Source organism: Gelidibacter sp., from assembly GCF_035515035.1.
GTDB lineage: Bacteria > Bacteroidota > Bacteroidia > Flavobacteriales > Flavobacteriaceae > Gelidibacter.
The window spans coordinates 17,471-30,533 of sequence record NZ_DATJCA010000095.1 but is presented as its reverse complement, the minus strand read 5'-3'; the positions used below and the strand labels follow the sequence as shown (position 1 = coordinate 30,533).

Annotated in this window: 12 protein-coding genes; 8 read left to right on the top strand and 4 right to left on the bottom strand. The window is 39.1% G+C overall.

What is annotated here, in order from left to right; translation table 11 throughout:
- The 7 genes from VLZ86_RS07570 to VLZ86_RS07540 all read left to right on the top strand — a co-directional run.
- On the top strand, positions 1 to 846 hold an 846-nt coding region (locus VLZ86_RS07570; RefSeq protein ID WP_325450023.1), incomplete at its 5' end, for a WYL domain-containing protein.
- Positions 847 to 1,058: 212 nt separating this feature from the next.
- Positions 1,059 to 1,217 (top strand): hypothetical protein, encoded by a 159-nt coding sequence (locus VLZ86_RS07565; RefSeq protein ID WP_325450022.1) that lies wholly within the window; start codon positions 1,059 to 1,061, stop codon positions 1,215 to 1,217.
- A 16-nt stretch (positions 1,218 to 1,233) separates the two neighbouring features.
- Positions 1,234 to 1,443, top strand: a complete 210-nt coding sequence (locus VLZ86_RS07560; protein WP_325450021.1) for a DUF6140 family protein — start codon at positions 1,234 to 1,236, stop codon at positions 1,441 to 1,443.
- 213 nt (positions 1,444 to 1,656) lie between these two features.
- Positions 1,657 to 1,968, top strand: a complete 312-nt coding sequence (locus tag VLZ86_RS07555) for a TM2 domain-containing protein (protein ID WP_325450020.1) — start codon at positions 1,657 to 1,659, stop codon at positions 1,966 to 1,968.
- 244 nt (positions 1,969 to 2,212) lie between these two features.
- Positions 2,213 to 2,557 carry a YkvA family protein gene (locus tag VLZ86_RS07550; RefSeq protein WP_325450019.1) on the top strand — a complete coding sequence of 115 codons (345 nt, stop codon included), beginning with the start codon at positions 2,213 to 2,215 and terminating at the stop codon, positions 2,555 to 2,557.
- Between the two features lie 77 nt (positions 2,558 to 2,634).
- Positions 2,635 to 3,273, top strand: a complete 639-nt coding sequence (locus VLZ86_RS07545) for a hypothetical protein (RefSeq protein WP_325450018.1) — start codon at positions 2,635 to 2,637, stop codon at positions 3,271 to 3,273.
- A gap of 81 nt (positions 3,274 to 3,354) precedes the next feature.
- Positions 3,355 to 3,798: a hypothetical protein gene (locus tag VLZ86_RS07540; protein ID WP_325450017.1), complete on the top strand. Its 444-nt coding sequence runs from the start codon at positions 3,355 to 3,357 to the stop codon at positions 3,796 to 3,798.
- Between the two features lie 208 nt (positions 3,799 to 4,006).
- Here VLZ86_RS07540 and bioB read toward each other — a convergent pair whose 3' ends face one another.
- Both bioB and VLZ86_RS07530 read right to left on the bottom strand, forming a co-directional pair.
- On the bottom strand, positions 4,007 to 5,092 hold the full coding sequence (gene bioB / locus VLZ86_RS07535; protein WP_325450016.1) for a biotin synthase BioB: 1,086 nt from the start codon (positions 5,090 to 5,092) through the stop codon (positions 4,007 to 4,009).
- A 248-nt stretch (positions 5,093 to 5,340) separates the two neighbouring features.
- Complete coding sequence (locus VLZ86_RS07530) at positions 5,341 to 7,224, bottom strand: TonB-dependent receptor plug domain-containing protein (RefSeq protein ID WP_325450015.1); 1,884 nt, start codon at positions 7,222 to 7,224, stop codon at positions 5,341 to 5,343.
- A 158-nt stretch (positions 7,225 to 7,382) separates the two neighbouring features.
- Between VLZ86_RS07530 and VLZ86_RS07525 the strand changes: the two genes are divergently transcribed.
- A complete protein-coding gene (locus tag VLZ86_RS07525; protein WP_325450014.1) occupies positions 7,383 to 8,780 on the top strand; it encodes a PLP-dependent aminotransferase family protein in 1,398 nt (465 codons plus the stop codon).
- 62 nt (positions 8,781 to 8,842) lie between these two features.
- Here VLZ86_RS07525 and VLZ86_RS07520 read toward each other — a convergent pair whose 3' ends face one another.
- Both VLZ86_RS07520 and VLZ86_RS07515 read right to left on the bottom strand, forming a co-directional pair.
- A complete protein-coding gene (locus tag VLZ86_RS07520; RefSeq protein WP_325450013.1) occupies positions 8,843 to 11,296 on the bottom strand; it encodes a hypothetical protein in 2,454 nt (817 codons plus the stop codon).
- 26 nt (positions 11,297 to 11,322) lie between these two features.
- Positions 11,323 to 13,056: a hypothetical protein gene (locus VLZ86_RS07515; RefSeq protein WP_325450012.1), complete on the bottom strand. Its 1,734-nt coding sequence runs from the start codon at positions 13,054 to 13,056 to the stop codon at positions 11,323 to 11,325.
- Positions 13,057 to 13,063 lie beyond the last annotated feature (7 nt).

Below are 13,063 nucleotides of genomic sequence, written 5' to 3'. Positions count from 1 at the left end.
ATTGACGATCCGCTTTACGAGAAATTAAGCCAAAATGGTCAAAAAACCATTAAGCGTGATTTGGAAAAACTTAAGTCCTACTACCAAACTGTAATTTCATACAAGCGCAATTACGGTTACTTTATAGAAGAAACTGAAGTGAGCGAATCACTCCAGGAAGTTTATGAAAAAACCGAAATCTATCTCCTACATCATCATGCCCACTCTTGGAAAGATTATATCACGACCTCCCGCACGTCTTTAAACTTTCAAGTGGATTTGGTGCCGCTGATCCATGCCATAGAACAACAATTTTTAATTGAATTGAAATATCAAGGTTGGTACGACGATAACGGGTTTCAAACCATTGCTGGTTTTTTTCAACCTCTGCATCTTAAAGAAATCAACAAAGCGTGGTATTTAATAGCCCATAATGAGGAGTATGGTATTTATGCATTTTGTTTGGACGATCGGATAAAAACCTTCAAGATTAACAAGCAGAAAGTTAAGCAGCCCATTACTTTCAATGACTTTGATTATTTCAAAAACGCCATTGGTATTTTAAAAACCGGCATGCCACCCGAATGGATCCATATTCAAGTAGCGAATCACCATTTCAAATACCTGATCAATAATCCTTTACATCATTCCCAACAAATTGTAGCCCATCCGAAACAACTTGATACCAGCGAATTGGTTTACAACAATCCAGATATTTGGGGCGAAATAAAAGTGTATATCGAACCTAATTATGAATTTCTCATGGAGATCCTCAAATACAATCTTTGGGTTAGAGTCGTTAGTCCCTTATATGTTAAGGACTATGTGAAGGCGCATTTGGGGATGATTGTTGAATATTATAAATAAAGACTTTTAGATTCACTTTTAATGGGTTATTTACAAAACTCCTTCAGGTTTTAGTAAAGAATTCTTTCCCTTCCAAAGAATCCCAGTATATGGGAAAAGCAACTTCTATTATTGCGGTATAAATATAATGTTTTTCAAACGGACAGGTTTTGTCCATTTAGAAAATAGCTTTGACTCATTGCAAAATATGATTAACCCAAAAACCTACAACCATGGCAACCTATTCCTGTAGAAAATGCGGCACCCGCAAAAACGACACCCTCAATTCCCAATTAAACACAAGTGTCACCTGTTCAGCTTTAGAAAAAGATGCTGACGTGGTGTTTCATAGTTGGGAGAAACTCTCGGAGGAAGATTTGGTCTGCAATTAAAACAAAGCAATTACTAATGGCAACATTTGAAATAAAAACCAAGCACGCCATCAATGTGCAAGGCGAGTATGTAGATGCAGGTTTAGCAGTACAGATCAGCAGCATGTTTGCCAATCCTTTTGACGACGTAGACAAAATACATAAAACATTTATTAGAGTGCATGGGATTGACTTGAAGCCGGAGGGGTATTTGAGTTTGGGGTGGTTGGAGTATAATAAAATTTAAAAGTTTGAGTGAAATTATATGCAGCTAAAAATTTTTTACTGTCATGCGGTTTCCCGAACAGATAGTTAGGAGTTTTGGGATAGGTTTGGAAAGGTGAAAATTAGGAGGTCTGGATATCAAATCGAACAACTTAATTTGAATTAAATCTAATGTTGGGAACAAACCGAAAAACCAACTGAATTTTGGAGTAGGTATTATATAAAAAGAAAAAAAATGAACAAACATTTCTTAATGTCAAAAATGAAATCAACAGGAACCGCATATTTGTGTTGGTTTTTTCTAGGATGTCACTATGCATATCTGGGAAACTGGGGTTTACAAATTCTTTATTGGTTTACTTTAGGAGGTCTGGGGATTTGGGCGTTTATAGACTTATTTCATATTCCTACTAAAATATCAAATTACAACTTACTGATTTCCAATCAAATTGCAGTAATTGAAAAGAACGAAAAAGAGGAATCACACGCTAGAAATATGGAAATGATGATGGCTGCAGCAGGAAACAATAGAAATAATAATTCTTAAAAACGTACAACACGATAGCCTAAAATTCTTAATTAAATAACAAAAAATCCGTACAGATAAGCAGAATGTATTCTAATCCTTTTGATGAAGTGGATAAAATACATAAGGCATTTATTAGGGTTCATGGGATTGAATTGAAACCTGAGGGGTATTTGAGTATGGGGTGGTTGGAGTATTCTAGAAAATGAAATAATGTAGAAAAGATTATAAAAAACAATGAACAAACATTAAAACTATAAACACAATGGTAAACAAAAGACAAAGAAAACAGGCAGAAAAAAAATTTGATAAATTTAAAAACAGTGCGACCGAAGAAGATATAAGTAAAATAAATTCGAAGATCCACAAAAAGAATAAAGGAGCATTAAAGGACGTTTGGGATAAAGTAACACTATTAGGAAAGCTTATAAAAGATCCCAATGCAGCGTGGGCGAGTAAAGCAAGCGCTATTGGAGCTTTATTATATGTTATTTCTCCTATAGATGCGATCCCTGATTTAATCCCCGTAATAGGTCTAATGGATGATGTTGGTGTCATTGCATTAGCTGTAGGAAGTCTTGGGGTTGCTTTAAATAAATATCAAAAATAGGTATTGTCAAAATTTGTTTTACAACAAAGAATATGGAAGTTTTAGAATTAACTCATATATAATTAAAAGCTTAATTTATGGATTATCAATTTAACACATTGGACATATTTGCCTTCTCTTCACTAATAATATTCATTGTCATATCTATTATATTATATTATAAATATTACAGATTAAATGAGGAAATCATTCCTCTTCGAAATTTAATGGATGTTGACTATCGGCGAAATGAAGTGAAAAAGTTAAAATTCGACTTACGAAAAGGAAGTGTAAACATTGAAAAAGATTTTATTCAAAAAATAGCCGACTTAAAAGTTGAACATGCTGAATCAATTTCCAAACTAAAACAGGAATATCTAGATAAACAAAGCGAAAACTACCAAAATGCTTTTAACGAAGGTAAAAGTTCAGTAGATTTTGAAATTAGAATTACACCTTTAAAAAAGATTATTCATGACAAAGGATTTTTTCAAAATAAAAAAACAATTGAACTCGGATATACCCACAGACTTTATATTAACGGAATTCCGTGTCTTGACCAAAATGATGTTATAGTAGAAAGGTTCAGTTCAAAAGAAATTAATGACGCTAACATAAAATTAGCATTAGAGAACATTTCGAAGATGTTGGATAAAATACCAGACCAACGCGCTAAAGTTATAGGATCATTTGCTGATGTAGGAAAATCAATTATGAAAGAATCGAAAACCAAATAATCACATACAAACAGCATAGACACAATTTGCCAACATTTATAAAAACAAATATTCAAAATTGTCAAATAAAAAGACATTATAATGCACACCCGCCCCTACCACCGCACCGAAATAGACCTCCTATTCAACAAAGTAAAAGCACAAATGCACCAAGATGCCCTAGCCAGAGGCGGCGACGGCATAGCACTTTATACCGATTGCTACACAGGAGAAATCCTTCGTGGCGGCGATAGGTATGACTACGAGCATATCCGTTCGTCTGAAGCCGTGTTTATGATGTATCGCGACCGATTAACAAATCATGAAATTGCGGAAGTGGTGAATTGCCCAGAGAATGTGGCGGTCACCTTGCGCACTATTAATCAGTCCAAAGGAAAAATGAGATTGGAAGATTGGTTGGCGAATGCTAATAACATTTCCACCTACGGAATAAATATCGGAGTGGCAAGGAGTGCCTTGGCGTATGCAGATATCGGTATTCAGCGGAAAGTTGATGACCTACTTTTCCGGAGGAATTATGGTTAAAAATTCAACAAATAAACAGATAAACCAGAGCTTAAACTCTGGTTTTATTTTTGGTAGCCTTTTAGGAATAAGTGTAATTCCCAGATGCATAACACATAAACTCCAATTCTACAGATTTATGGTGGTCATTTCATTTCCATAACAACATATTCCAAGAATTCCATCCCTTTTTGTCATAAAACTCTATCGTTTAAAAAATCTGCTTCTGCTATTTATTGTTTTTCTGTTGTGCGTCAATATTACGCTGAATGGTATGCTTTGGTCGCGACCATCTGGGCTTTTCGCCTAAGCCATGAAAGCGTGATTCTTCGACCTCTATTGTTTTAGGCTGTTTATGTTTTTCAAAAGGCTGTTGTGGGACCAACCCTAATTCTTCGAACATTTTTAGGTCTTCATTGACATCTGGATTTGGCGTCGTGAGCAATTTATCACCAGCAAAGATGGAATTGGCCCCGGCAAAAAAGCATAAGGCTTGTCCCTCGCGGCTCATATTGGTGCGCCCTGCCGATAATCGCACTTGTGTTTTGGGCAATAGAATCCGGGCTGTAGCAATCATACGTACCATTTCCCAAATAGATACCGGCTCCAACTCCCCTATCGGTGTGCCTTCAACAGGAACTAGCGCATTAATAGGTACCGATTCGGGTTGTGGCGTCATGGAGGATAAGGTAATCAACATATCCGCGCGATTTTCTATACGTTCTCCCATCCCAATTATGCCGCCACTGCACACTGTAATATTGGTTTTACGGACGTTCTCAATCGTTTGGAGTCGGTCTTGATAGCCTCTCGTAGAGATTATTTCTTCATAATAATCTTCTGAAGAATCGATATTGTGATTATAGGCGTAAAGGCCAGCTTCTGAAAGACGTTGCGCCTGATTTTCGGTGATCATTCCCAAAGTGCAGCAAACTTCAATATCCATCTTGTTCAGTGAGCGCACCATTTCCAAAACCTGGTCAAATTCTGGTCCATCCTTAACGTTCCGCCAAGCCGCTCCCATGCAAATCCTTGAACTCCCCGCAGCCTTTGCTTGTAACCCTTGCGCGACGACTTGTTCCACCTCCATTAAGGCTTCTGCTTTAACATTGGTATGATAACGTGCTGCTTGTGGACAATAAGCACAATCTTCAGGACAGCCTCCCGTTTTTATGGAGATCAATGTCGATACTTGAACTTTGTTAGGATCGTGATGTTGTCTGTGAATTGTTGCAGCTTCATAAAGCAGCTCCATCATTGGTTTGTTGTATAAGGCCACGACCTCATCTCGTGTCCATTTCTTTTGGTTGTCCATTGTTTTATTTTCTAAGAGTTAATTATTGTTCTTCGATTTAAGCTCCGTTAATCTCCAATCTCAAAAAGATATACCCTGGTCTTGATGCTAGATTCTAAAAGCGAAGCGGTCTTGATTCTATATTCTAAAAGCAAAGCGGTCTTGATTCTAGGATCTAGATTCTAAAACCGAAGCAGTCTTGATTCTTGGTTCTAGATTCTAAAAGCAAAGCGGTCTTGATTCTAGATTCCAAAATCAAAATGCCCCCCTCAACGCTGCTCCCATTGATACCTCACTCCCAACCCAAACCAACGTGTGGGCATAGGCACAGCACCTGCTTCTTGATATGAGGCGTTAAAGAGATTCGTAACTTCTGTGTATAGCATAAAATTTTGCGCTTGGTAATTCAAACGGATATCTGCAATGTTATAAGCATTAGCCAACTCACGTTGCAACCACCTATTTTTGATTTGAACCGAAAAATTGGTGATTCGGTAATGGACACCTGCAATAAATTGATGTTTCAAGGATTCTAAGGTGTATTTTGATTGCGTGTCCGTAGACGTTTTAAAGGAAGGGTGCATATAATTATAACTCACTTGATAGCCAATGGATTGCTCATCCCCAAAATCAAAATCCTGCTGGAGCCGTCCATAAATACCGTGCATTTTATTTTCCGATAAATTAACTGGGGCATAAGGTTCTGAATAATCCGCCCGCATCCAATCAATAAAGTCCGTAATATTTCGATAGAAATAACCCGTTTTAAACTGCAGGTCTCCTCTCCTATAGGCAATGTTCCCTTCGTAATTCCAGGAGTTTTCAGGTTGAAGCGAGGCATTCCCCACATTTCCCGGACGTTGGTTTAAGTACAGATCTGAAAAAGAAGGAATGCGCTGACCCGAACCTAAACTTGTAGAAATTTTCCAGTGGGAATTGATGGGATAGGCCAAATCGATTCCAGGATACATTTGCCATCCAAAATCGGTGTTGTAATTGGCGTAAAGGCCAACCGTACCTTTTAATTTTTGTCCGATCCCACTTTGTAATTCTGCGTAAGCGCCATGGTTATCCCGTTTATGGCTTCCAATATTTGAACTGTTGATGTTCTCCAACCGCGATTCCAATCCAAAACCAAAAGTGCCGATGGTGGTTCTCAAACTGCTGTTTAATTCGAGCATCAAGGCGTTGGTATAATGTAAAGAGCGCCCTTTGCTTAAGTCATCTTTATAAAAGCGGTAGTCATCCTCGCCATAACGATCACTGATTCTGGGAGAAAGCGTAAAATTGCCCCAAATGTGTTTTGAGGATAGGCTGAATACAGAAGAGGCCACGTGTTCTTCCGAATTGATATCATTAGGCGCAGCGTAAAAGCTATTGGCGCCAAAGTTGCTACCGGCATAGCCTAACATGGCCTGAATACTGTTATGGGAATCAAAATCATAATTTCCGTTATAAAAAAGTCGGGTACTTTCAGAAGCCGAATTGTAACGTTGCCCGTTATAATCACTTCTCGAAATGGAAAAAAGCTGGCTTTGGCTTTCGGTTCCGTAGATGCCCGTAAACTCGGCCGCCCCGCCCCAATATATTCCGGAGCCATCACCTTCATCTTTATTTTTAAAGGAACTTCCAACCTGCACATCGGCAGCAAGCGAGGAATGCTTTTCTTTCTTGGTCACAATATTAATCGCTCCGGTAAGGGCATTGATACCATAAATGCGCGCTGCCGCACCTCTCAAGACTTCAATATGATCTATGGCGCTTAAGGGAACCGGGATATTCATCATATTGTGTGCCGTTTGAGCGTCAATCATCTTTACGCCGTTAAGCAATACTAAAGTTTGTTCGGAAGTACCACCATCAATGGAAATATCGGTCTGGGTTCCAAAAGGCCCACGTTGTCGGATATCGACCCCGCTGATATACGATAACACCTCGTTGAGCGACTTGGCAGGAAGTGCCTGAATTTGTTTTTGTGTAATCACTTGAATATCGCGTGTGGATTTGCTAAACGGCGATTGCAGTCGGTTTCCCTGAATAATGATTTCCTCCAATTCGCTGCTTGGGATCTCAGGATCGGGAAGCACTTCTTTTTCTTGTGCAAAACTTGACATGGCTGCTATTAAAATAACGGAAGCAAATACTTTTTTCATAGCTGGTTTGTTAAACGCTAATATTTTAAAATGAGATGCAAAGATTTGGATAAAAACAGTAGCTTTGGTAGTCCGAAATGTAAATCATGAGTAGTCCGGTCAACCTCCCCTTTAATTCTTTTATAAAAATAGATCGACGTAAAAAAGACGCCGTCTATATGCAGATTGTCTACCAGTTCATCAATGCGGTTAAAAGTAATTTATTAGAAGACGGCGACCGACTTCCGGGCAGCAGGAAGATTTCCGAAGAACTACAGGTCCACAGAAAAACAATTGTGGCGGCGTTGACAGAATTGCAGGAACAAGGCTGGATCAAAATCCTGCCCAACATTGGTGCCTTTGTAATCAAGCATCAGCCTTCACACGCTCAAGTACAAAATCTTCAAGCGTTTCAACATCCTCCAGAAAAAGCGATCTTTAATTTCAGAAAAGAATTTATATTGGATACGCCTTTGGAAGAAAATTTGGAGAAATTTTATTTTACAGATGGCACCCCGGATTATCGCATCATTAAATCGGAAGAACTTGTTCGTTTTTACACCTCCGTAGTACGTCGTAAAAAACAATCGTTCCCCAACACTACAGATGGCAGTTTGTTTTTTAGGGACCAACTGAGCTATTATCTCAATTTGACTAGGGGATTTCATCTTTCAAAAGACTTCTTGCTTCCCGTAGCAGGCTTGGAACAGGTCCATTCCATCTTATCGCGTTTACTTATAAATACGGGCGACGTGGTTTTGGTAGAAGAACTGAGCTATTTTTTACCCAATATGATCTACAGTCAAGCAGGTGCCAAAATGAAAACGATTCCCGTGGATCAGGACGGCATGGATATCAGTTATATTGAAAACAATTTCAAACCCGGCGACATACGATTGGTTTACCTCAATACCAAATGCCAATACCCGACAACCGTTAGCCTATCCGAAGAACGGAAAATGCACTTGCTCCAATTGGCTGAAGCCTATGATTTTATTGTGATAGAAGATGACACCGATTTTGAGTTTTCCTTCGTGAAAAACAAAAAAGAATCGCTGTTCAGAAAAAACGGTGGGAATCGCGTGATCTATGTTGGCGCTTTCGGAAGATTTTTGAATCCAGGATTTCAAATGAACTTTATTAGCGCACCTAAAGATCTATTGCAAGAAGGCGCAAAATACCTAAACATCTTTGGCAAACCAGATGAGATGATGGAAAAAGCATTGGGAGAGCTCATACATCAAGGAGATATCCATCGGTACCAACGCAAATCCAAAAAAACAATTGCGGAACGTAAAGAAATAGCTGCGGGATTGCTTAACCACTATTTAAAAAATAACATAACCTTTAGTATTCCATCCTCCGGTTTAGCGTTCTGGATCCAATTTAAACTTCCATTTTCGTTGACACTTTTACAAAAGACTGCAAGAAAAAAAGGCCTATCAATTCCAAGTAATTGCCTTTACCAAAACCGAACAGTAACCGCATTGAGATTGGGATTTGCCCACCTCAATCAATATGAGATGGAAGAAGCTGTAAAACTAATGTATGAGGCGTATGGTGAAGTGATTGCGTAAATCGTATTCTAAAGTACAAGTAATTACACTGAAATTAGACTAAACCTATTCTCCATTATTGTTTATTGTTTAAAATCAGGATCCATATCTGGAGTCCGAAGTCCAGCAACCTCATTGGCCATAAGAATAAACACATTCCAACAGAGGCCACGGCTAGATGGCCACCAAGAATCAAGGGTTTGCCATTTTGTTGGAATAAATTCTTTGCTATAAGGCCATTTCGGATTGAGGTTAATTTCTGCCCAAGCTCGGTTTTCCATGAGGGCTTTGGCTTTCTTCCATCCGTGTTTATATCCTACCACATAGGCACAATATTCGGGTCGCATCCAGCTTCCGCCATTGTAATAAAAGCCATCTCTTGCCCCATCTTTATAATTAGCCTCTCCAAATTCCCTGAACGGCTGATAATCTGCGGACATATAGGAGTAGCCTTTTTTGCTGTTATCCAATCGGACGGCAACTGGAGCGGTAGTGCCAAATTCTGGGTGTGGCGAATTGGGCATTTTATTTAATATGGGCATCTGATCCAAATGATTGATCACCATGTCGTCAGACAACATAGGCTCATTAAACAACCATAATGAAAAGAATTCGGGCTCCAAATCGGTCATCGTAATGATGTCCGGGTAATCACGATCAAATAAAAGATGTTTTCTTTCCGCATCATAAAAATCGAGATATCCTGCTACAGCTTTCTGGATATAGTCATCGGATATTTCATAACCGAGCTCCTTAATGGTTTTTAAAGCAATAGCGAAGATGCCTTGATTGACGGCTAGCTTATCGGTTTTCGGTTCGTATATATTAATATCGATCTGACTTGAGGTGAAATGGGATTCACAGATCCCGTCGCCATCTGGGTCAAACTCATTGAGGATGTAGGCAACTGCTTTATCTATCTTGTCTTTGGGCAACCGAGCATCAAAACGTCTTTTATTGAGCATGGCCCAAATTAAAAACTGTATTGTAGCTTCATTGTCTTTGGCTTCAATCGTTCCCATATAGGGGGTGATGATGGTCGCTACGGCACCTTTTGAATTCTGCGTTTTTGCCCATTGCTCCCAAATTTTCAGATTTAAATCTTCATTATAAGTAGCTACAATAGAAAAAAAGGAATCCCGATTATACATGTCTGGCGCATAATTCAGATTGGGCACATTCAATGGGGTAAAATCATCAATGGAAGTGATCCATGTGAGCATATTCATATTGGCGTACAACATGTTCTCAATTAAGTTTCCCTTAAAGCCTTTCCCTTCCGCCAGACGCGATTGTGACGCCACCACAAAATCATGATGGTCCACCCAAGGTTCAACAAACACGTAGCTTGTTTTTGTGGCCTTCTCGCCCATTTCCATTTTGTTGTAAGCACGTTTTAGAGGTTCATGTTCTACAAGTTGCAAATCTTTAATTTGAAGGGTCGCCTCCTTCCCTGATTGCGAACCCAAAAACATCGATATGCTGTCCTGTTCTATATAAGGCACTAAAATGCTGCCTTTAAACTGAGTCCATTCACTTTCTTTAATCGGAAATTGGTCAATGTATTTTATGCCGTGCTCTAATTCAACCGATTTCTTGCCATTTTTAACCCGGAACAATTTTAGGGCAATTGGAGAATTCCCCTTGGCAAGAAATGAAATGGTATAGATCTTTTGATCCTGAAAAGGAACGATCACTTCCAATCCAGATTTATTCCCAGATTTGCAATGAAGGGTTATTGCTGCGGATTGTTGGTCTATCTCAGCACCTCCAACGCTTTGTAAATCAGAAGTAATTTTTAAATTGATTTCCTTTCCTTGATCCAAATCCCAAAATTCGCCAAATTTCTGTTGGATATAATGATTGCCTTCAGCTCTTTCCTCCTTTGATGTGATGGAAAGCAATTCTGGATCCGGTAATTTTCTCATGCCCACAAAACCGCCCCCGTGACCATTAAACCGTCGGCGAGTTGATCGGGTGTAATGGTTTTTATAACCCGCATCCATTAAAATGCCCACCACCTGCCTATCAGGAGTTACAAACCCTGCCGATGGATAGATTTCATGAGCAAAGCCACCCGGAAAATCATCATGTTCAAACGTGACATATTTAGAAGGCGGATTTGCGGGTATAAAATTTTCTTCAAGGGTATAGTATAATGCGGGGATCCCAGATTGGAATAATTCAATGCTCTTTTTAACGACATGCGCATTGATCACTTCATAAGTGACCGTCATGGATAAATTCAAATCGAAATCTGATAGATAAATGTCTTTTGAGAGCTTTACCAAATGGTCATCTCCGGTCCATTCAGAACCTTTCCAATCCTTAATTTCAGTAGTTTCACTAAAATCTAAATTGGTGACTTTAAGATTAAATTCCTCAGTGTTATGAAGCAGAAGTTTGGTGCCATTATAGATTTCGACGTTAAAACCTTCTTGACTATTTCCAACAACTTTGAGATTGATGTTTTGGCACCAACCGATTGTTCCAAAGAAACAGAACAATGACGTCAGTCCTACGCTTCTCCACTTCATATAAAACGCGATCATTTTTGCATAATTTAGTTTTCTGAATATCTATAATCTATGACCACCCCGTCAGCATACAACTTACCGTTCTTTTCTGATACACTAGCGTTTTGAGGTACCATCACCAACAGCGCTGAATTTTCTTTTGAGATATTAAAAGTAAAACTTCCTTTTACTTTTTCTTTTAGAAAGGTTCTTTGGATGGCATCATAGATCTTTAATGATTTCTCTCCAACGGAAATGGTGACAGCTCTTATTTCCGAATTGGGATTATAATATAAATACGATGGGAATGCGGCGTCTCGGTAAAAATCAGTAGCCAATAAATCCAATTGCAAAATGTTATCCACATTGGTTTTTGAAATGATCGCTCCGGCAATCCCTACGTGCCCACTTCCATAGACACTGAATTGCGACACGTCAGGATTACCTTCCACCCAATGCGGACCATCGCCAATGGCAATGGGGGCATTGATATGATCATAAGCTTCAAAATGCGATCTTTTAATAAGCCCTTCATAGGCAATCACACCTTTGGTATGGTGTTTTAGTTCTGGTATGGATTGGTGTTCATCGGGCATTTCGTAAGGGTAAAATAGTTTTAGCGCATTGCTGGCATTCAACATCCATTTTCCTATGGTATTGGCGTAGCGCTGGTCATATCTGACCATGGGTACCAATGGCCACATCGTGTCATAAGTGTTCATTAAAAAACCAAATCCGCCATGATCTACAGTGCTTCCTACAATGCCCGAAACATCGTAGCCGTTCCAATTGTCCACCAACACGCCCCAACCCTCTCTGCAAACCGACGTGCCATTAAAGGTCCATTCCAAAATTTTGGTGTAGTCGTAAGTGGTGCCCTCTTCGGCATTCAATCGCACTGCAACATAGGCTCCAAATGGCATTAAAATCTCATAAAACCGATTGTCTTCTTGAGCCAAAAGTGTTTCTAAAGAACTTTTTGCCGCTGCTAAATATTTAGGCTCATTAAACTTCTGATAGGCAGAATACAAGACATAAGCATGGCCTGCAGCTGCATCTTCCTGTTTGCAGATCCAATTATCTTTAGGCTCTAACCTGGCATAATCAAAAAAAGAATACGAATAATTTCCAGCTAAAACCGCATCAGCTTCGTAAAATTTCTCTGCAACCGAACGCATAATTTCTGTATAATCTTTTTCCTCTGGATAAAAATTGGCGAGGCCATAAAAAAGCACATTGGGGTAAACGTCATACCACCAATCCCTTCCGTAACCACCACCAAGCATAGCCACCTCTGGAGAGGTATTGTTCATGACAATATCCCAATGGGTTTCCGAATTAAAATAATTCTTAAGCATGGACACATAATTCTTTCCATTTTGGTTTGACTTATCAATACCAACCAGCGTTGCTCCAAATACGGAACCTACTGTGGCTAAAGACTCATGAAAGATGCCATCGTGATGTTCTGGACCTTGTCTTAAATCGCCCATCGCGGTATAAATTCCAAAGGTTTCCTGATCAAAGTTTTTGCGGGAGTTATCCGACCATATCAGGGGCCAATATGCGCCTGTTTGCGTCTCGTCATAAACCAAGGCATCAAACTTTTTTGCCATGCCTTTAAAATCCATGATCTTAAAAGGCTCTGGCAAATTGGGCATGGCTTCTACTCTACTCAATTGAATCTGATCAATCGAATTATTTTTAATGAGCTTGCCAGATCCCGTTTTACAAGAAATAAATAGGAATCCGATGCATAGAAACTGAATGTATTTTCTCATAATCATT